Below are 20,389 nucleotides of genomic sequence, written 5' to 3'. Positions count from 1 at the left end.
GACGATATGTCGATATTCAACAGGTAAGGCCGCTTGTAAAGTCTCATAAACAAGGGCTTGTCACTCATACGGAAAACAAATGAACTCGCCCGGAAAATGGTGGAACGATGTATAATGATCCCCGCTCGCACGGCCTCTGGGAAAAGACCGCGCCGCAGCCGCCCGCAACGCCTGCTCTGCAAGGCGAGGCGGTTGCCGATGTGGTGATTGTCGGTGGCGGCTTCACCGGACAATCCGCCGCCCTTCATCTTGCTGAAAAGGGCATGGATGTCGTTCTTCTCGAAGCCAGGGAAATCGGCTTCGGCGGCGCCGGCCGCAATGTCGGTCTCATCAACGGCGGCATGTGGGTCATGCCGAGGGAGTTGCCCGGCGTGCTGGGCGAAACCTACGGGGAACGGCTTCTCAGCCTTCTGGGTGATGCGCCGTTGCTGGTGCGCGAATTGGTGGAAAAACACGCGATTCCCTGCGAGATCGAAAAGAATGGCACATTGCATTGCGCCGTCGGTGAAAAAGGGCTCGCCGAAATTCGCGAGCGCTGCGAACAATGGGCAGCCAGAGGCGCTCCCGTCCGCCTTCTCGATGCCGATGAAACGGCAAGACACACCGGCAGCACCGCCTATTCCGGCGCACTTTTCGATACGCGCGCGGGCACGCTTCAGCCGCTTGCCTATGTTCGTGGTCTGGCTGCCACCGCGCAAAAGGCAGGAGCACGGCTGCACACCGCCAGCCCCGTCGTAGCGACCGAACGTAGTGGTGGAAAATGGGTGGTAAAAACGCCGCAGGCTTCGGTGACCGCCAACTGGATCGTCGTCGCCACCGAAGCCTACAGCACCGGGCCGTGGCAGATCGTCCGCGACGAACAGACCTACCTGCCCTACTTCAACTTCGCGACCAGACCGCTTAGCGACAATCTGCAAAAGAGTATCCTGCCGAACCGAGAAGGTTGCTGGGATACAAAGGAAATCCTCTCCTCGTTCCGCATGGACAAAGCGGGTCGGCTGGTCTTCGGCAGCGTCGGCGCCTTGCGCAGCACGGGTGCCGCCATTCACCGGGCATGGGCCAAACGATCGCTGAAGCGGCTTTTCCCGCAACTGGGAGAGACGGAATTCGAATGCGAATGGTACGGCCAGATCGGCATGACGGACAATGCCGTGCCTCGTTTCCATAAATTCGCGGAAAATGTCGTCGGTTTTTCCGGTTATAATGGCCGCGGCATCGCACCCGGTACTGCCTTCGGCAAGGTAATTGCGCAACATATTCTTGGTGATATCGCCGAAAATGACCTGCCTCTTCCCGCGACCGAACCAAAAGCGCAGGCCTTCCGGGCAGTGAAGGAAGCCTATTACGAGGCGGGCGCACAGATTGCCCATTTCGCCGGTGAACGCTTCTGATCAACAGGCCGAAAGCCGCCGGTCGTGGCGGCTTTTTCAAACGGCATCGATATATTCTTGAAAATATAATGATTGCCCTATAGGCCTATCGATATATTCATCAGTATATCTCGAGCCGGGGGAACACACCATGAGACTCTTACGCCGCACCTTCTTCAAAACCATCGCCGCAGCAACATCCTTCTGGGTGGCGGCATCCTTTGCGGTGGTTCCCGCCCATGCCGCCGAAAAAGTCACGGTGTTTGCTGCCGCGAGCATGAAAAACGCACTTGATGCGATCAATGCCGAATGGGCGAAGGAAAGCGGCAATGAAGCGACCGTGTCCTACGCCGCAAGCTCCGCACTCGCCAAACAGATCGAGCAGGGTGCACCGGCGGATATCTTCATTTCCGCCGACCTCGCCTGGATGGATTATGTTGCCGAAAAGAAGCTGATCGACGTCGAAAGCCGCTCCAATCTTGTTGGCAACCGCATCGTTCTCGTCGCCCCGGCCGACAAGGCCAAGCCGGTCGATATCAAAAAGGACTTCGATCTCGCCGGACTGGTGGGCGATGGCCGACTGGCCATGGGTGCGGTCGATTCCGTTCCGGCGGGTAAATACGGCAAGGCTGCGCTGGAAAAGCTCGGCGTCTGGTCATCCGTGGAAAAGAAAGTCGCCGGCGCGGAAAGCGTGCGCGCAGCGCTGCTGCTCGTGTCGCGCGGCGAAGCGCCCTATGGCATCGTCTACCAGACCGATGCGGCCGCCGATCCGGGCGTGAAGATCGTCGGCACCTTCCCGGAGGACAGCCATCCGCCGATCATCTACCCCGTCGCCATTCTCTCGGAAGCAAAATCTCCGGCGGCAAAATCCTATCTGGATTTCCTGAAGTCCGCCAAGGCTACGCCCTTCTTCGAAAAGCAAGGCTTTACCGTTTTGAAATAAACTGCGTTTCGCGGTCCCATGCCGTATGGGACCGCGAGAGATGACGATTGTAGGATATGGCTTTGCATTGGTGGACACTCAGCCCTGAAGAATGGACGGCGATCAGGCTCAGCCTGTGGGTGTCCTCCATCGCCATGTTCGCCAGCCTGCCCTTCGGCATTGCGGTTGCCGTCGCGCTGGCGCGCGGGCGCTTCTGGGGCAAGTCGCTGCTCAATGGCATTGTCCACCTGCCGCTCATTCTGCCGCCCGTCGTCACCGGCTTTCTGCTGCTCGTCCTCTTCGGCCGCAGAGGCGCCATCGGCCAGTTTCTCGACAGCTGGTTCGGCATCGTCTTTTCCTTTCGCTGGACGGGGGCGGCGCTCGCATGCGCCGTCATGGCGTTTCCGCTGATGGTGCGCTCCATCCGCCTCTCTATCGAAGCGGTGGACAGCAAGCTGGAAGAGGCGGCCGGAACCCTGGGTGCAAGCCCCCTATGGGTGTTCCTCACCGTCACGCTTCCCCTGATCCTGCCCGGCATCATCGCGGGCATGATCCTCGCTTTCGCCAAGGCCATGGGCGAATTCGGCGCGACCATCACCTTCGTTTCCAATATTCCCGGCGAAACCCAGACGCTGTCCGCCGCCATCTACACTTTCACGCAGGTTCCGGGCGGCGATGCAGGCGCATTGCGGCTGACCATCGTTTCCGTCGTGATTTCCATGTCGGCCTTGCTCGTCTCGGAGTTTCTGGCCCGCATCATCGGCAAACGGGTGAGCATGGAATGACGCTTTCTGTCTCCACCCGCCACCGCCTCGGCTCCTTCGAACTCAACGCGTCATTCACCTCTGATGGCGGCGTTACAGCGCTTTTCGGACGCTCTGGCTCCGGTAAGACGTCGATGATCCGCATCATCGCAGGTCTGCTGCGGCCAGATAGTGGTCAGGTATCGCTCGATGGCGAAGTGCTGGCCGATAGCGGAAAGCGCCTGTTCCTGCCGGCGCACAGGCGCCATTTTGGTTATGTTTTTCAGGAAGCGCGGCTGTTTCCTCATCTCAGCGTTGCCCAGAACCTGAACTACGGCAAATGGTTCGCTACGGAAAAAGCTGAGCAGGCGAATGAAAACCGCATTATCGACATGCTTGGCATCGGCCATCTTCTCCAGCGTCGTCCGAACAAGCTTTCCGGCGGTGAAAAACAACGGGTCGCCATCGGCCGCGCACTCCTGTCATCGCCCAGACTACTGTTGATGGACGAACCTCTCGCCTCACTGGACGAGGAACGAAAGGCCGAGATCATCCCTTATCTGGAACGGCTACGCGACGAGACGAAAATCCCGATCTTCTATGTCAGCCACTCCATCCAGGAAGTCGCCCGCCTTGCCGACCGCATAGTTGTTATGAAGGACGGCAAGGTGGAGGCACAGGGAAAAGCGGCCGACGTGCTGTCACGGTCGGATTTCAGCGCACATCTTGAGCGACGAGAAGCGGGCAGCATCCTTTCGGGACACATCGAAAGCTTCGATGAAAGGCACGGGCTTGCTGCCGTAAGGCTCTGCTCGTCGCTCCTGCAGGTTCCAGCAAAAGGAGGAACACCCCGCACCCCGGCACGCGTGCTGATACCGGCGCGTGACGTCATGCTTGCCACGGCAAAACCCGAAGGCCTGAGCGCCCTTAACATCCTCGAAGGCCATATTGCTGGCATCTCCGCCAGCGAAGATGGCATGGTAACCGTTCAGGTGGATTGCGGCGGCGATATTATCCAGTCGCGTATCACCGATCTGTCGCGCGAACGTCTCCAGCTGGAACCCGGGAAACCGGTACATGCGATCATAAAGTCGGCGGCTCTCGATCCGTATTAATGATGGCGGCATCTGGATTGCGGTTGGCCTCAAGCCAGTCGATATCCTTGCGCAGGGCCTCATTCATCCGCTTTTCCATGCTGCGATACCGTTCAAGCAATTCGGCACCGAATGCGGTCAGCGCGGCCCCACCACCCTGCTTGCCGCCCCGCTGGGATTCGATCACCGGCTGCCTGAACATATGGTTCAGCGCATCCACAAGCAGCCATGCACGGCGATAGGACATGTCCATCGCTCGCCCGGCGGCCGAGATCGAACCGGTCTCGACAATCAGCTCCATCAACTCGATCTTACCGTGGCCGAGACGATCTCCGGGCGGAAAATCGATGCGGAGAACGGGCTTCAGTGGCTGATGTATCTTGCTCATCGGCTAGAAACCCCGGCCATGAAGATCGTGATAGGCTTGCTGCGCACCGTGCTGCGGCAGAGCCTTCGCCTCGTAAACACCGCGCGCCACCGCGCGCGCCATAACGATGGTAGCGAGATGGCAGAGTTCCGCGAAATGAGCGCCGCCCTCAAGCGGCTTCTCACCGGTCGCAGCCGAAAACATGGTGTCGCCGTCGCTCGGCAGATGGGCGGGCAGCACGGCGCGCGCCAGCCCGTCATGCGCCATGATGGAAAGGCGGTGCGCCTGCGCTTTGGTAAGGACGGCATCGGTGACCACGGCGCCGATGGTCGTCGCGGTGAGGTTGACGCCCTTGAGACGAAGCGCGGTATGATCCGGTTCGAAACGATCAGGAAAACCGCAGTCGCCGAACTCGCCCTGCTCTTCAAAAGGCGCAGACCAGAAATGGCGGCTGCTGCCAACGGTCGCCGAGCCAAGCGCATTGACGGCGACGATGGCCGCCACCTTGTAACCGCCGGAACTGACAGCGCTTGCCGAACCAAGTCCACCCTTGAAGGTGGCGGTGGTCGCCCCCGTTCCCGCGCCGACTGTTCCAAGCCCGAAGGGCTCCGCACGCGCCGCCCTGAAAGCTGCATAGCCCATCTCGCGATAGGGCGAATGCAGCCCCCACTCCTTGTTGCCACCATTCAGCAGATCCATGAGGATCGCCTGCGGCACAATGGGAACACGGGTGGAACCGACTTGCAGGCCACGCCCGATCTCGCGCAGACCGGCCTGAACACCACCCGCTGCATCCAGCCCGAAGGCCGAACCGCCTGAAAATACGAAGGCATCCACGGTTTCCACCGTCATCGCCGGGTCGAGCAGGCCGGTATCACGACCACCGGGCGCCCCGCCAAGAACCGAACCGGAGGCGATTACGGGTTTTTCGAAAACGATTGCGGTGACGCCGGAGCCGAGTGCAAGATCGGTGACATTGCCGACCAAAATCCCATTGATATCCGTCAGAAGATTATTGCGTGCCGCCATGCCGTTCCCCTTTTCTCCCGGTATCCCGCCGCCACGGGGCACTGTCAACGCAAAAGGTGAATCAGGAAAATACCGCCGTGCCAATCACCGGTGTCGAGGGAATGGCCATATCTCTTGGCTCCAGCGGGCCCGCCACAAAAGCCTGATGCCCGGCCTCAATGGCGCGGGCGAAAGCTTCCGCCATTGAGGCCGGGTCACCCGCCCCCGCGACCGCCGTGTTGAGCAGAACGGCATCGTAACCAAGCTCCATCACCGTCACCGCATGTGACGGCCGGCCGATACCGGCATCGACGATCAGCGGCACATCCGGAAAACGCGCCCGCATGGATTTCAGCGCCATCAGATTAAGCGGCCCCATGGCGCTGCCGATCGGCGCGCACCAGGGCATCAGCACCTTGCAACCCGCATCCAGGAGCTTTTCCGCCACGACAAGATCATCAGTCGTATACGGAAAGACTTCGAAACCATCGTCGCAGAGAATTTTCGCCGCTTCGACGAGCGCAAAGACATCGGGCTGCAAGGTGTCGTGATGGCCGATGACCTCCAGCTTGATCCAGTTGGTGTGAAAAACCTCACGCGCCATCTTCGCCGTTAGCACCGCTTCCTTCACGGTATGGCAGCCAGCCGTATTGGGCAGAATGTAACGATCCAGCTCGCGGATCAGCTCGAAAAACTGGCCACCCTTCTTGCCGCCTGCCGTTTCCCGACGCAGCGAAATCGTCAGAATATCCGTGTTGCTGGCCCGCACTGCATCGGCAAGCACGGCGGGAGACGGATAACGCGCCGTGCCGAGCAGGAGGCGCGACGAGACCTCACGGCCATAAAGCGTCAGCATGGCCTCAACCTCCCTGCATCGGCGAGAGGATTTCGACACGGTCGAACGCCTTCAGTTGATAATCGGCGCGCTCATCCGAATGCACCAGATCGCCATTGACCGCCGTCGCCAGCCACTCGCCTTCATAGTCGAGGCTGGTGAGTAACCCAGCCAGCGTCTCGGTGGCGAGATCAAGCTCGTCGCCATTCACCAGAAGTTTCATGATCCTGTTCCTTTCCAGAGATATTTTGGCAGACGATTTCAGCCGCCTGCCGCGCCATCGCCGGCGACAGCAGGAAGCCATGCCGGTGGGCGCCGTTGATGAAGACGGTCCGGCCGTCCTGCGTAACTTTCGGCAGATTGTTGGGATAGGCGGGGCGCACGCCCGTTCCGGTCTCGATGATTTCCGCTTCGCCGAAGGCTGGATGTACGGCATAGGCGGCGTTCAGAAACTCCATCATCGAGCGCGCTGAAATGGCTCCGGCATCCTCTGTCTCGATCATGGTCGCCCCCACCATGAAGCGACCCGGCTCACGCGGCACGATGTAAAGCGGAATGCGCGGATGTAAGAGCCGGACGGCGCGCGACAGGGAAACCTCTGACGTGGCTAGATAGAGCATTTCTCCCCGCACGCCGCGAAGATTGGCAATCTCGCCCACCGCCGCAGCGCCCGTGCAATCCACCACCCGATCGAACGGCTGCTCATCCACCGGAATACCCATATGAAACCGCACGCCCAAGCCGCAAAGCCGCGTATGCAGCGATTTGAGTGCAAGGCGCGGATCGAGATGCCCCTCGCCCGGGAAATAAAGCCCGGAGCGGAACCGCCCGGCAAGGTCAGGCTCCAGAGCGGCGATGTCACCCTCATCCACCCACTGGTATCCAGTTGTTCTGCATGCGAAACGCGAAAGCTCGGCTTTGTCGCGGGCGGGCGCGACGACCAGCGTGCCGTGTCTGATGACAAGGCCGGGGGTCGCCTCATCCCACCAGTCGAGAGCCGCCTGGCCGAGCGTTAGTACCGCCTCGTCCGCACTTTCACGCTCGCACCAGGGTGCCAGCATTCCGCCCGCATAAAAGGATGCGCCGCGCGAGGCTTCAGCATTGCGCTCCGAAACCTCCACGGTTGCGCCGCGCCGCGCCAGTTCGAAGGCCGCCGTCAGACCGGCGACCCCCGTTCCCTTAACAAGGACACGCATGCTACTGGCCGTCTGCCGGGGTCGCGAGCGGCATGTAAAGCTCGCCACCTTCCTTGAAGCGCGCGGCCATGGCCTCCAGCCCTTCCTTCTGCGCCTCGGCGCGGATGTCGTGGGAAATCCGCATCGAGCAGAATTTCGGCCCGCACATCGAGCAGAAATGTGCGACCTTGTGCGCCTCCTTCGGCAGGGTCTCGTCATGGAAGGAGCGCGCCGTGTCCGGATCCAGCGACAGGTTGAACTGGTCTTCCCAACGGAACTCGAACCTTGCACGCGACAGCGCATCGTCCCGCACCTGTGCCGCCGGATGCCCCTTGGCGAGATCGGCCGCGTGAGCCGCGATCTTGTAGGTGATGACACCGACCTTCACGTCGTTACGATCAGGCAGACCCAGATGTTCCTTCGGCGTGACATAGCAGAGCATCGCCGTGCCAAACCAGCCGATCATCGCTGCCCCGATGCCGGAAGTGATGTGGTCGTAACCGGGGGCGATATCGGTCGTTAGCGGCCCAAGCGTATAAAAGGGCGCCTCACCGCAGGTCTTCAACTGCTTGTCCATGTTCTCCTTGATCTTGTGCATCGGCACATGGCCGGGGCCCTCGATCATGACCTGGCAATCCTTCGCCCATGCGATCTGTGTCAGCTCACCGAGCGTCTCCAGCTCGGCAAATTGCGCGGCGTCGTTGGCGTCGGCAATCGAACCGGGCCGCAACCCGTCACCCAGCGAGAAGGAAACGTCATAGGCACGGCAGATGTCGCAGATCTCGTCGAAATGCTCGTAGAGGAAGCTTTCCTTGTGATGATGCAGACACCACTTGGCCATAATCGACCCGCCGCGTGAGACGATACCGGTGACACGGTTGACGGTAAGCGGAATGTAATGCAGCCGAACACCGGCATGGATGGTGAAATAATCCACGCCTTGCTCCGCCTGTTCGATCAACGTGTCGCGGAACACTTCCCAGTTCAGGTCCTCGGCAATGCCGTTGACCTTCTCCAGCGCCTGATAAAGCGGCACCGTGCCGATCGGCACCGGCGAATTGCGGATGATCCATTCGCGGATATTGTGGATGTTGCGCCCGGTCGAAAGGTCCATGACGGTATCGGCACCCCAGCGGATCGCCCAGACCATCTTCTCCACCTCTTCGGCCATGGAGGAGGTGACGGCGGAATTGCCGATATTGGCGTTGATCTTGACCAGAAAATTACGGCCGATGATCATCGGCTCAAGCTCGGGGTGATTGATGTTGGCCGGGATGATGGCGCGGCCCGATGCGACTTCCTGACGGACGAACTCCGGCGTCACATAATCGGGTATCTGCGCGCCAAAACTCTCGCCATCACGAGCCAGATTCTCCTTCGCCGCTTCGCGCCCCAGATTTTCGCGGATGGCGATGAACTCCATTTCTGGCGTGATGATGCCTGCCCGCGCATAGGCAAGCTGCGTTACGGCTTTTCCTTCCGTGGCCCTCAGCGGCTGGTGGCGCACGGCAAATTCAGGCGTCAGGCGCTCGCCAGTGGCAAAGCCGTTATCCTCCGGTTTGACGTGCCGACCGTCGTAAGCCGCGACATCGCCGCGCGCTACAACCCAGTCGTGACGCAGGCGCGGCAGACCCTTTTCGATCAGAACGTTATGCAATGGATCGGTATAGGGGCCTGAGGAATCATAGACCGTGACCGGCGGTTCTCCCGCCGTCGGGTGGACGGCGATTTCGCGCATCGGCACGCGAATATGCGGATGCAAAATTCCGGTTTTGTGGATTTTCGTGGAGGCGGGATGCGGCCCGGTTGTGACGACAAGCGGGATATTCTTGGCAACGATATTCATCATGAGGCTCCAAAGTTTGACAGTGGAGACCCAGTTCGAGCCGGAATGATGGAAAATACCGACGCATCGGCAGCGCAAGTTACACGCAATCCGACCTTCGGTCTTTGCACCGTCCCTACGCCAGTATGAACTGGATCAGGTTCAACGGGTCACTGCGCATAAAAGCAGAATCTCAGCCCCTTGACGGGACACCCCTGGTGAATGGACACAAGAGAAAACACCGCCCGACATTTGTCAAGGGTGCTGCTGATGGCTGGCAAAGGTGGACGAACAACAAAAGCGCCGTTAGTGGTAATTAACCTAACGGTTTAGGCGAATATTATCGTTTTCAAATTAACGATAAGCACAAACCATCCTGATGTTAAATTCATGGGAGATAAGTCGGAATGAATGCGACTATTCGTGAAATACTGGCAAAATTCGGCCAGCTTCCTACGCCCGTCGATACGATTGAAAACGAAGCAGATCTTTATGCGGCAGGTCTTTCTTCCTTTGCATCGGTGCAATTGATGCTGGGTATCGAGGAAGCTTTCGATATCGAATTCCCCGACAACCTCTTGAACCGCAAGTCCTTTGCCAGCATCAAGGCCATTGAAGACACCGTTAAGCTCATTCTGGATGGTAAAGAGGCAGCCTGATGAATGTGACCGTTGCGCCGCAGGATGAAACGCTGTCCGCGCGCGCAAGCCGCGTCGCAGCAATTGCCGCCAAACACGCGGACGAGGTGGACGTCACCGGTCGCTTCCCGGAGGAAGCCGTCAAGGCGCTGAGACAAGAGCGCCTTCTCGGCATTCAGGTCCCGTCCTCTCTTGGTGGCGAAGGCGCATCCATACAGCAAATCGCCGATATCTGCGCCCGGCTTGGCCAGGCCTGTTCGGCAACCGCGATGATTTTCGCCATGCACCACATCAAGGCATCGAGCCTTGTGGAACACGGCGAGACAAGCCCATGGCATGCGGGCTTCATGAGCCGCATTGCAAGCGAACAGCTTCTGCTCGCCTCGGCCACGACCGAAGGCGGAATCGGCGGCAATCTGCGCAATTCCATCTGCGCGATTGAGGTCGAAGGAGACATCTGCCGGCTGGAGAAGGACGCCACCGTCATTTCCTACGGCAGCAATGCGGATGCCATCCTCATCACCTCGCGCGCCCACAAGGATGCCGCCCCGGCCGATCAGGTGATGACCGTCTTCCTGAAAGATCAGTACAGGCTCGAGAAGACCCATGTCTGGGACACACTCGGCATGCGTGGCACCTGTTCGGACGGTTTCCTGTTCCGCGGCGAGGCACCGGCGGTGCAGATATTCCCAAAACCATTTGCGGAAATCGCTGCGCAATCCATGCTTGCAAGCTCGCATCTTCTGTGGAGCGCCGTTTGGTATGGCATCGCGTCGGATGCGGTGCTGCGCGCGCAATCCTTCGTCAGGACGGCAGCACGCAAGTCGCCCGGTGTCACACCGCCAGGCGCTATCCACATTGCCGAAATTTCCACGAAATTGCAGGTGGTCAAATCCAACGTCATTGCGGGCGTAAAGGCTTACGAAGACACCAAGAGCGACCCGGACAAGCTGATGTCCATGGCGTTCGCGGTTGCCATGAACAATGTGAAGATCTGTTCTTCGGAAACCATTCTGGAGATCATCGACCAAGCGATGCTGGTCTGCGGCATCATGGGCTACAAGAACGGTACGCCCTACAGCCTTGGCCGACACCTGCGCGACGCGCATTCCGCGCGCCTGATGATTTCCAACGACCGTATTCTCGGCAATTCCGCCAATCTCCTGCTGGTTCACAAGCAGGACACCAGCCTCTTGGGATAAGACCATGGATATGCAAACATCGTTTCTCGATCGACTGTTCGAAGAAGGCCTGCTGATTGAAACGGGTGTCGATGGTCTTTACGGACGCAGCGGCCAGTTCGAGGATGTCATTGCCGCATTCGAACGCCTGATCGACCGCACCGGCGGCCCGGACAGTGCAGAGGCGATCCGCTTTCCGCCCGGTATCAACCGCGCCTATTTCGAAAAGAGCGGTTACATGAAAAGCTTCCCGCAGCTTGCGGGCACGGTGCATTCCTTCTGCGGTTGCGAACTTGACCATGTCAGCCTTCTCAAATCCATGGATGAGGGCGGCGACTGGACAAAGGACCAGAAAGCAACCGATATCGTGCTGACGCCGGCCGCTTGCTACCCTCTTTATCCGACCATCGCCAAGCGCGGCGCATTGCCTTCCGGCGGCGGTCTCTACGACATCCAGTCCTATTGTTTCCGCCATGAACCCTCGAAGGACCCGGCACGTCAGCAGCTTTTCCGCATGCGGGAATATGTGCGCATGGGCACGGAGAGCGATGTGACCGAATTCCGCCAGACATGGATGGATCGCGGCGTGGCGATGATGGAAGCCGTGGGCCTTGAAGTGACCATCGACGTGGCCAACGATCCCTTCTTCGGCCGCGCCGGCAAAATGCTCGCCAACAACCAGCGCGACCAGAACCTGAAATTCGAACTGTTGATCCCCGTCACATCCGCCACCAACCCGACGGCCTGCATGAGCTTCAATTACCATCAGGACGCCTTTGGCCAGAAATGGGGATTGAACCTCGACAATGGTGATGTGGCTCACACCGCCTGCGTCGGTTTCGGCCTTGAGCGCATTGCGCTGGCACTTTTTGCGCATCACGGTCTGGATGTAAAAACATGGCCCGAAAAGGCCTTGAAAACACTCTGGGGCTAACCATTCATGCGGCAGATTTTCCCCGGTCTCGATCCCAAAAATTATGCGCAGCACCCGCTTCATTCTTCGGAAAGAATGTGGCCGGAGACCAATTGCTACATCGACTTGTGGATCGAGGTGCTGGCCTCGAAAGGGTTGCCGCCTGAGGCCATGTTCGGCTTCACACTGACGCAGGATTTCGAAGGCGACCAGTTCACCTTCTTCAAGGTGCCGCTGGAAGATCTGGAAGCACTTTATGGCGTTCGCGCCACCGAACTTGCGATCTTCGACCGGGTGGAAAACCATATCGAAGCGCAGCTGGAGCGCGGCCGCATCTGCCTGATCGAGATGGACAGCTTCTATATGCCCGATACCCACGGGGTGGGCTACCGGAAGGAACATGGCAAGACCACCATCGCCATCAACCGGCTGGACCTTGCAAACCGGGAGCTCGATTATTTTCATAATGCAGGCTTTTTCCACCTGTCGGGCGAAGATTTCGACGGCCTGTTCCAGCATCACCTGTCAGAGAGCGAGCCGCCCTTCCTGCCCTATACAGAATTTGCGAAATTCGCAGACAGCAACCCTTCGCCGGCGCATATCCGCAAAACGGCCGAACGGCTGCTGAAGTTTCATTTTTCACGGCGACCATCCGACAATCCGGTCAGGGCTTTTGCAGCCGTGTTTCCGGCTCAGGTCGAGAAGGTGGCAGACCGTCCGTTTGGCTTTTTCCACAAATATGCCTTCAATACGCTGCGCCAGCTCGGCGCCAATTTCGAACTGGCGGCGAGCCACCTCGAATGGCTGGACAAGAGCGAATTTGCTGAAGCGCGAGACCACGCGCTGCGCATATCCGAGGTCGCCAAGACCGTGCAGTTCCAGCTCGCTCGCGCCGTCACACGCCGTAAATTCGACGCGCTCGCCTCGGTGCTCGATCCGGCTGCGGAAGCATGGGATGGTGTGATGGAAGCCCTTGCGGCAAAATTGTCGAACACCAGCGAGGCCGCGTGAGGACTTATCTTCCGCGCGAAAGCGAAAAATTGCTGAGTGAAGGCTGGACGCTGACACTGACGTCCGCCAATGCCTGCGAAACGCCCTCGGAAATTCCCGCAACTCTTGAAAGCCTTCACGTATCTGTTCCCGGAACAGTGGCGCAAGCTCTGGAACTGGCCGGGAAATTCGACCGTTTCAATCCGACACCATTGAACGACAGGGATGCCTGGTACCGTCTGACGATGATTTCCGATGTGCGGCAGCGGGCGATCCTGCGCTTCGACGGCCTGTCGACGATTGCAGAAATCTTCCTCAACGGCGAACTGATCGCCGCCAGCCAGAGCATGTTCGAAAGGCTGGAAGTGCCGGTTGAACTGACGGGCGCGGACGAACTTTCGATCTGCTTCCGGGCACTTTCGCCAAGGCTCGAAAAAACCGGTCCCCGCGCCCGCTGGCGTCCGCAGATGATGAACACCCAAGGTCTGCGGCTGATCCGCACCACGGCGCTCGGATATATGCCAGGCTGGTGCCCGGAAATCCATGCCGCCGGCCCATGGCGACCCATCAGCCTTATAGGACAGGCAGGCGTGCTTTGCACGGTCCGGTCCTCGCTCGACGAAACCGGGAGGGGAACGGTCAACATCGCCCTGGAGGCGAACCACGACATTCCATCCGCACGGCTCACCTGCGCTGGTTACAGCACCGATCTTTCCAGAGGTGAAAACGGCGAATTCTTGGGCGAACTCCGGATACCCGATGTCGAGACTTGGTGGCCGCATACCCACGGCAGACCGGCGCTTCATGAAGTCGTTCTGGAACTGGATGGTAAGCAACACAGGCTCGGGCGCACCGGCTTCAGGCGCGTTGAGGTGGATTACGGCGAAGACGGCAACGGTTTCGGCATCCGGATAAACGGGCACCCCGTTTTCTGCCGGGGCGCAGTCTGGACGACCGCCGACATCGTGCGGCTGCCGGGAACAAGACCGGACTATGAGCCTTGGCTTCGAAAAGCTGCCGAAGCCGGCATGAACATGATCCGCGTCGGCGGCACGATGGCCTATGAAACGCCGGAGTTCTTCGCGCTGTGCGATGAACTCGGCATCATGGTTTGGCAGGACGCCATGCTTGCCAATTTTGATTATCCAGCAAAGGATGAGGCGCTCAGCCAGCACATCGTTACGGAAGTCTCGCAGTTCCTCGAGGCGACCGCCCTTTCCCCTTCGCTGATCGTTTTTTGCGGTGGTAGCGAAATGTACCAGCAGGGCGCGATGCTCGGTCTGCCGGAACAGATATGGAAGGGAACGCTCACCGAGACAATTTTGCCCGAAGTCCTGACCGAAAAACGGCCGGACGCGGCCTATGTGGCGAATTCCCCTTCAGGCGGCGCCTTGCCCTTCTTTCCCAATGCCGGAGTTGGTCATTATTACGGTGTGGGCGCCTATTGCCGTCCGCTGGAAGATGCCCGCCGGGCCAATGTCCGCTTTGCTGCAGAGTGCCTGGCCTTCGCCAATATTCCCGAACAGGAAACGCTGGACAGACATCTTCCCGCTCTGGCGGTGCATGATCCGCGCTGGAAGGCGCGCACGCCACGCGATCGCGGCGCTTCCTGGGATTTCGAGGATATTCGCGACCATTATCTGAAACTGCTTTACGACGTTGAGCCGGACGTGCTGCGTCGGGAGGATGGCGGCCTCTATCTCGACATGTCTCGTGCCGTCACTGCCGAGGTCATGGAAGCAACCTTCGCCGAATGGCGTCGCGACGCGTCCCCTTGCCGGGGCGCCCTGGTCTGGACCTTGCAGGATCTCATTCCCGGCGCTAGCTGGGGTATCATCGATGCCACCGGCAGACCCAAATCCGTCTGGCATGCGCTGAAAAGAGCGTTTCGTCCCATCCAGGTCAGCCTTTCCGATGAAGGCACCAACGGGCTGGACATTCATGTCATCAACGAAACCGGCGACAACCTTGACGCCATGCTGGAACTGACCTGCCTGCGCGATGGCACGCAACCTGTCGTCCATGCCAAACGGCCGCTCACGCTCTCGCCGCGACAGAGCCAGACCATCGCCGCAACCGATTTGTTCGGCGCCTTTTTCGATACGACCTATGCCTATCGCTTCGGCCCGCCCTCCCATGATGTGACGGTAGCCCGGCTCCGCGATGTCGCGACCGGATCTGTCATCGCCGACGCATTCCATTTTCCTCTCGGTCGGAAAAAAGCACTGCACGCCGCCAACCTTCAGGTGGGGGTGAGCGAGGCGAACGGCATCTGGTCGCTCGAGATCGGCACGGACCGGCTGGCGCAATCCGTCCATATCACGGCGCAAGATTACCGCGTCTCGGAAAGCTGGTTCCATCTCGCACCCGGTGAAACCAGAAAAATCGACCTTCTGCCGGAGACAGCAACATCCGAAACGCCCCCTTCCGGCGATGTCGTCTCGCTAGGCTCCAGCCGGCGTTTTTCCTTTTAGAGCGATCAGCTTCACCGCATCGATGTAGGCTTTTCTGGCCTCAGGCGTTGAAAGATTATGGTCGGCGTCAGGAATAATCGTCAGCGACACATTCCGATAGGCCGACAGGCCCCTGCCATCGGCGTTGAAATAATACCGGAAATGCTCAAGCCCGTCGTCATTGTCGCTGTAAAGCAGGCTGATGGACACATCCCTTGTCTTGAGCTTGTCGAAAGCACCGTAGACGGCACGCCCTTCCTCGCTCCCCCGGCGGGAAAGCCTTGCCGTTTTTATCGAGAGCTTCTTGAGCGTCGCCTTGGCGATATTGCGACCAGCGCTCACCACATCGACATCGCCGCTGACGAGACGCTTGAACGTAGCGCCCTGGCGAAAACGCTGGCTGTATTCCCCAAAGGAACGTGGCGGTTTGTGCAGCGCTTCATCGACAGAGCGGCCTTTTCGCCAGTGGAACACAACCGGATTAACCGCAACCACCCCGCTGATCCGGTCATCGGCAAGCGCGCCATTGAAAGCGAGGTAGGCGCCACTGCAGCGCCCAGCAGCAACGACGGGTCCTTTGCCACGCCGACTGAGAAAATCGAGCGCAGCGGCCACGTCGTCATTCTGCGCCGCATCGTAAAGAACCTGATCAGGCGCGTTTTTGACCGGGGGGCTGTCGGCAATATTGGCCGAGTCGAACCGCAGCGAAGCGATACCCTCCCGTGCGAGCAAACGGGCCGTTTGCACGGAAAGCCTGCCCCAACCCGCATGCCGGTCGTAGGCCGCGCCCAGCAGAAGGACCGAGGAGACCGCCACCCGATCGTCAGGCTCGCAAAAAACACCGAAAAGCCGGCCGGCTTCGCCAAATTGCACCGGCTGTTCCAGAAAACCGCGACCGCGCTGCGGAGCGTTGACGATGAAATTCTCCTGCGGACCTGCCGCATCCGCGGCATAAGTTTGGGACAGGACCCAATCCCGAAGCCGCTTCACCACATCGCCGGGTATTTTCGAGAGCGTGGGACTGGATACGAGATCGTCATATCCCTCAAATTCCGCCTCCCCCACCTCGGCACCAATCGCGGCGAGTTGTTCGGCAAAATCGCGGTCGCTCGCCCGGCCCGGTCTCGACAGCACCAGAATGCTGCGCGCAGGAGCAGTATCCAGCTTTGCAAGATTGACCTTCTTGATAGCATCAGCAACACCCACCGGCATGGCCATGCCTGCAATTGCCCCCGCCTCCGCAATGCGCTGCCCGGGACGAAGACCAAGGCCATCGTCAATCATGGACGACCACATCGCCAGTTCGCGAAGATAGCTCCGGCCGGAGACGACGGGCGCGAGAAGCGCCATGGAATCGACGGCCGCCGCATCGGCGAGCGCCTGTATGGCGATCAGACAGCCGAGACCCTGAGCGATGACGACCACACTGGAACAGCCGGAAAGACGTTTTAGATAATCGAGCGCCGCTCGCGTGTCGGAAAGCCAATCCGCCGCACGGTCGACATCCTCCGGATCAAGCGCATCCCCAGCGCCATGATAGTCGAACCGCAGGCTGGCGACGCCGGCCGCCGCCAGCCGTTCAGCCACAACCCGCTGAAACTTGCGAGTGCATAGTTCCTCCATGCCCCAGGGGCTGACGAAAAGAACCGCATGGTCCTGTTTGACCTCTTTGCGCGCCGGGTGAAAAATACCCGTGCATCCTTGAAAAGAAACCGGATGCGCGATCGACCCATCGGATGCAATGCCCGAGAGCGACAACATGTCAGGGGACGGTTCACCGCTTGCACGCTCTGAAATATCTATCGCCATCGACCTTGCAATCACTACGCCTGTGTCGGCTCAACCATTTGCGGGATAACTATACCGGAGCGTCCTAACGTCCTGTTCTACAGTAAAACCAATAACATTAGGGAAGTCTAAAAATGTAGTCGTCTCAATATCGAATGTGGAATGCACGTTACAAAAACAAATATCGGGGATCGTGGGCCAGCCTCGGCACGGGCGCTATTTTGCTCGAAACCGCTTGAATATACTGATAAATAGCGAGTCACATACCTATTTGCAGGAGGGGATCCCGCCACCCGGCAGCCTGACCGTCTTGACACCGCGCAAACCAACACGCCGGGCCCTGCCCGACAGGTCATAGAAGTTTTATATGGAACAAAGCCTTACGCGTTATATCTGGTCGCATACGAAGCGGCAGCAGCTTTTCATTCTGCTGATCGTCGCCCTGTCCATGATCCCCTATTTCCTCGCCTTCGATCTGCCCAAACAGATCGTCAACGGGCCTATTCAGGGAGACGGCTTCGAAGGGGCAAACGCGACACAGCTTTTCATGCATCTCACGGTCGATATTCCCTATTGGGGCACCGTGACGCTCTTCCCCGGGCTCGAACTCAACCGCATGTCGATGCTGATGGCGCTCAGCCTCACCTTCCTTGCGCTTGTCGTCATCAACGGGCTTTTCAAATATTATATCAACACCTTCAAGGGCCGCCTCGGCGAGCGGCTTCTCAGGCGTATCCGTTTCGAACTTATCGATCGGATCCTGCGGTTCCCGCCCACGCATTTCAAGCGGGTCAAGGGTGCTGAAATCTCCAGCATGGTGAAGGACGAGGTCGAGCCGCTGGGCGGATTTACCGGCGACGCCTTTGTGCAGCCGGCGCTTCTGGGCGGTCAGGCGCTCTCGGCACTCTTCTTCATTCTCGTGCAGAATTTCTGGCTGGGTCTGATTGCGGCTTTCATGGCCGCCATCCAGGTCGGCATCATCCCCAAAATGCGCCGTCGCCTCATCGAACTCGGGCGCCAGCGGCAGCTAAGCGCACGCCAGCTTGCCGGGCGCATCGGCGAAATGGTCGACGGCATCGGCACCATCCACGCCTATGACACTTCCAATTTCGAGCGTGCCGATGCCTCGCACCGGCTCGGCGACATCTTCAGGATCCGCTACGATCTCTACCAGTGGAAGTTTCTGGTCAAATTCATCAATAACTTCCTCGCGCAGCTCACCCCTTTCTTCTTTTATGCACTGGGCGGTTATCTCACGCTCAAGGGCAGCCTCGATGTCGGGCAGCTGGTTGCCGTCATCAACGCTTATAAGGAACTGCCGGGACCGCTGAAGGAGCTGATCGACTGGGATCAGGCGCGTCAGGATGTTCAGGTAAAATACGAGCAGGTCTTCGAGCAGTTCGATGCGTCGAACATGATCGATGACAAGGTGCAAAAACTGTCACCGGGAGCAGTCGCGGCAATTGCCGCACCGATCGTCGTCAGCAATCTGACGCTGGAAGACGATAGCGGCAGCCGGCTTCTGGAACAGGCATCGTTGAAGATCGAGGCAGGCGAGGTGATCGCCATCGTCGGCGGATCGGGAGCAGAGGCGCTCGCGGATGCTATCGGCCGCACGCTCTGGCCGACCTCCGGCAAGGTGAGCATCAACGACGTCGACATATTGGAATTGCCTGAATCGCTGACGGGCCGGCGCATCTCCTATGTGTCCTCGGACAGCTATTTTTTCCACGCCAGCCTGAAGGACAATCTGCTTTACGGTCTCAAGCATGCACCGCTTGTCGAAAAGCAATACGAAGGTGCAGCGCTGGAACACCGCAAATGGGAGATCCGCGAAGCCAAGCTTGCGGGCAATCCGACGATCGACATCAACAGCGAATGGATCGACTACGCTTCAAGCCCGGCCGGTGACGGCAAGCCGGAAAACCTCATCCAAGCCGTTCTGGCTGTGCTCGACAGCGTGGAACTTTCACAGGATATTCTGGAATTCGCGTTGCGCTCGACGATCGACCCTTTGACCGACCTGCATCTTGCGGCCCGCATTGTGGAACTGCGACATGTCCTGCGCGCCGAACTGGAAAAGGAGAACCTGAGCGGCCTCATCGCTCCGTTTGAGCTGGAGAGCTACAACAGCGAGGCTACCGTGGGCGAGAACCTGTTGTTCGGTACCATGCGCGACTCATCACAGTCGATCAGGACCGTCATCGAAAGCGAATATTTCCGTTCGCTGATGCGCGAAACCGGCCTCGTCAAAACCCTGTTCGAAATGGGGTATACGATTGCCGAAAACATCGTGGAAATCTTCGCCGACCTGCCGGGTGACCACCCCTTCTTCCAGCAGCTGACATTCATGACGCCCGACGATGTTCCGGTCTATCAGCAAATGCTGCAGCGTCTTCAGAGCCGGAGTTTCGACGAGGCCAATGAAAGCGAAAGACGCGCGATGCTGCGGCTGAGCTTCTTCTACATTGAGCCCCGGCAGCGTTTCGGCCTGCTGTCACCGGAAATCATGAACCGGATCGTTGAAGTCCGGCACATGTTCCATGAAAACCTGCCGGACAGCCTGAAGAACGTGATCGAAATCTACGATCCGACGAAATACATGAGTGCCACCAGCCTTCTGGACAATATTCTCTTCGGCAAGGTCAGCCATCGTTATACCGACGCATCACGGCGCATCACCCACATCGTGGCCGAGGTCATGCGCAAGCAGGGCGTCTATGAGCGTGTGCTTGCGGTGGGTCTGGATTTCAACCTCGGCGCCGGCGGCAAGCGGCTCGGGCCACTCCAGCGGCAGAAGCTCAATCTCGCAAGGGCGCTGATCCGCAAGTCCGACTATTACGTCTTCAATCGCCCCCTTCCCGGCCTCGATCCGCGGCAACAGGAGGAAATTGTCGAACGGGTCATCACATTCCTGAAACAGAACAATAATAACCCGGCGATCGTGTGGGTTCTGTCGAATGCGACGCTCTCGCGCATGTTCGACCGGGTCATCGTCGTCCATCAGGGCCTTATCAGCGCTGATGGAAGTTACGAGACTCTTGCGCAGGAAAACGGTACATTCAAGGATATGGTCGCAACATAAAT

Annotated in this window: 17 protein-coding genes and 1 riboswitch; of the genes, 10 read left to right on the top strand and 7 right to left on the bottom strand. The window is 59.0% G+C overall.

Annotation, left to right across the window (positions count from 1 at the left end; all coding sequences use genetic code 11):
- Window positions 1-107 precede the first annotated feature (107 nt).
- The 4 genes from ACQZ5Y_RS16225 to modC all read left to right on the top strand — a co-directional run bounded on the left by ACQZ5Y_RS16225 (window position 108) and on the right by modC (window position 4,150).
- Window positions 108-1,391: an NAD(P)/FAD-dependent oxidoreductase gene (locus tag ACQZ5Y_RS16225; RefSeq protein ID WP_174050047.1), complete on the top strand. Its 1,284-nt coding sequence runs from the start codon at window positions 108-110 to the stop codon at window positions 1,389-1,391.
- Between the two features lie 130 nt (window positions 1,392-1,521).
- Window positions 1,522-2,313 (top strand): molybdate ABC transporter substrate-binding protein, encoded by a 792-nt coding sequence (gene modA / locus ACQZ5Y_RS16220; RefSeq protein ID WP_174050050.1) that lies wholly within the window; start codon window positions 1,522-1,524, stop codon window positions 2,311-2,313.
- Window positions 2,314-2,369: 56 nt separating this feature from the next.
- Window positions 2,370-3,077: a molybdate ABC transporter permease subunit gene (gene modB / locus ACQZ5Y_RS16215; RefSeq protein WP_025594485.1), complete on the top strand. Its 708-nt coding sequence runs from the start codon at window positions 2,370-2,372 to the stop codon at window positions 3,075-3,077.
- On the top strand, window positions 3,074-4,150 hold the full coding sequence (gene modC / locus ACQZ5Y_RS16210; RefSeq protein ID WP_113473868.1) for a molybdenum ABC transporter ATP-binding protein: 1,077 nt from the start codon (window positions 3,074-3,076) through the stop codon (window positions 4,148-4,150). The genes modB and modC overlap by 4 nt, the downstream gene beginning before the upstream one ends.
- Here the strand turns inward: modC and ACQZ5Y_RS16205 are convergent.
- The 6 genes from ACQZ5Y_RS16205 to thiC all read right to left on the bottom strand — a co-directional run bounded on the left by ACQZ5Y_RS16205 (window position 4,119) and on the right by thiC (window position 9,360).
- Window positions 4,119-4,517: a winged helix-turn-helix domain-containing protein gene (locus ACQZ5Y_RS16205; protein ID WP_112290039.1), complete on the bottom strand. Its 399-nt coding sequence runs from the start codon at window positions 4,515-4,517 to the stop codon at window positions 4,119-4,121. The two genes, modC and ACQZ5Y_RS16205, sit on opposite strands and share 32 nt — an antisense overlap.
- A 3-nt stretch (window positions 4,518-4,520) precedes the next feature.
- Window positions 4,521-5,525 (bottom strand): P1 family peptidase, encoded by a 1,005-nt coding sequence (locus tag ACQZ5Y_RS16200; protein WP_174050053.1) that lies wholly within the window; start codon window positions 5,523-5,525, stop codon window positions 4,521-4,523.
- A gap of 61 nt (window positions 5,526-5,586) precedes the next feature.
- Window positions 5,587-6,360: a thiazole synthase gene (locus tag ACQZ5Y_RS16195; RefSeq protein ID WP_111796517.1), complete on the bottom strand. Its 774-nt coding sequence runs from the start codon at window positions 6,358-6,360 to the stop codon at window positions 5,587-5,589.
- A 4-nt stretch (window positions 6,361-6,364) separates the two neighbouring features.
- Entirely contained in the window at window positions 6,365-6,562 is a 198-nt protein-coding gene (thiS, locus tag ACQZ5Y_RS16190; RefSeq protein ID WP_111796518.1) for a sulfur carrier protein ThiS, read from the bottom strand.
- Window positions 6,531-7,535: a glycine oxidase ThiO gene (gene thiO, locus ACQZ5Y_RS16185; RefSeq protein ID WP_174050055.1), complete on the bottom strand. Its 1,005-nt coding sequence runs from the start codon at window positions 7,533-7,535 to the stop codon at window positions 6,531-6,533. Before thiO ends, thiS begins: the two co-directional genes overlap by 32 nt.
- 1 nt (window position 7,536) lies before the next feature.
- Window positions 7,537-9,360 (bottom strand): phosphomethylpyrimidine synthase ThiC, encoded by a 1,824-nt coding sequence (gene thiC, locus ACQZ5Y_RS16180; protein ID WP_112155405.1) that lies wholly within the window; start codon window positions 9,358-9,360, stop codon window positions 7,537-7,539.
- Window positions 9,361-9,454: 94 nt separating this feature from the next.
- A riboswitch (TPP riboswitch) is annotated at window positions 9,455-9,566 on the bottom strand.
- Window positions 9,567-9,746: 180 nt separating this feature from the next.
- Here thiC and ACQZ5Y_RS16175 point away from each other — a divergent pair.
- Genes ACQZ5Y_RS16175 through ACQZ5Y_RS16155 form a run of 5 tightly spaced genes read left to right on the top strand, consistent with a single transcriptional unit; the run spans window position 9,747 to window position 15,535 of the window.
- Entirely contained in the window at window positions 9,747-9,998 is a 252-nt protein-coding gene (locus ACQZ5Y_RS16175) for an acyl carrier protein (RefSeq protein ID WP_003492279.1), read from the top strand.
- Window positions 9,998-11,179, top strand: a complete 1,182-nt coding sequence (locus tag ACQZ5Y_RS16170) for an acyl-CoA dehydrogenase family protein (protein WP_080800213.1) — start codon at window positions 9,998-10,000, stop codon at window positions 11,177-11,179. Before ACQZ5Y_RS16175 ends, ACQZ5Y_RS16170 begins: the two co-directional genes overlap by 1 nt.
- 4 nt (window positions 11,180-11,183) lie before the next feature.
- On the top strand, window positions 11,184-12,092 hold the full coding sequence (locus ACQZ5Y_RS16165) for an amino acid--[acyl-carrier-protein] ligase (RefSeq protein WP_013636844.1): 909 nt from the start codon (window positions 11,184-11,186) through the stop codon (window positions 12,090-12,092).
- Between the two features lie 6 nt (window positions 12,093-12,098).
- Entirely contained in the window at window positions 12,099-13,082 is a 984-nt protein-coding gene (locus ACQZ5Y_RS16160) for a DUF1839 family protein (protein WP_174050058.1), read from the top strand.
- The gene (locus ACQZ5Y_RS16155) at window positions 13,079-15,535 is read left to right on the top strand and encodes a glycoside hydrolase family 2 protein (protein WP_174050061.1); all 2,457 of its coding nucleotides are present in this window, start codon (window positions 13,079-13,081) and stop codon (window positions 15,533-15,535) included. Before ACQZ5Y_RS16160 ends, ACQZ5Y_RS16155 begins: the two co-directional genes overlap by 4 nt.
- Here ACQZ5Y_RS16155 and ACQZ5Y_RS16150 read toward each other — a convergent pair.
- Entirely contained in the window at window positions 15,506-17,323 is a 1,818-nt protein-coding gene (locus tag ACQZ5Y_RS16150) for a serine aminopeptidase domain-containing protein (protein WP_174050065.1), read from the bottom strand. The genes ACQZ5Y_RS16155 and ACQZ5Y_RS16150 overlap by 30 nt on opposite strands.
- A gap of 346 nt (window positions 17,324-17,669) precedes the next feature.
- Between ACQZ5Y_RS16150 and ACQZ5Y_RS16145 the strand changes: the two genes are divergently transcribed.
- Window positions 17,670-20,387 carry an ABC transporter ATP-binding protein gene (locus tag ACQZ5Y_RS16145; protein ID WP_003516808.1) on the top strand — a complete coding sequence of 906 codons (2,718 nt, stop codon included), beginning with the start codon at window positions 17,670-17,672 and terminating at the stop codon, window positions 20,385-20,387.
- The last annotated feature ends 2 nt before the right edge of the window (window positions 20,388-20,389 follow it).

It is taken from the genome of Agrobacterium sp. A3-95 (assembly GCF_053521785.1).
Note: the sequence above shows the minus strand (reverse complement) of the source record. Positions and strands in the feature narration are given on the sequence as shown.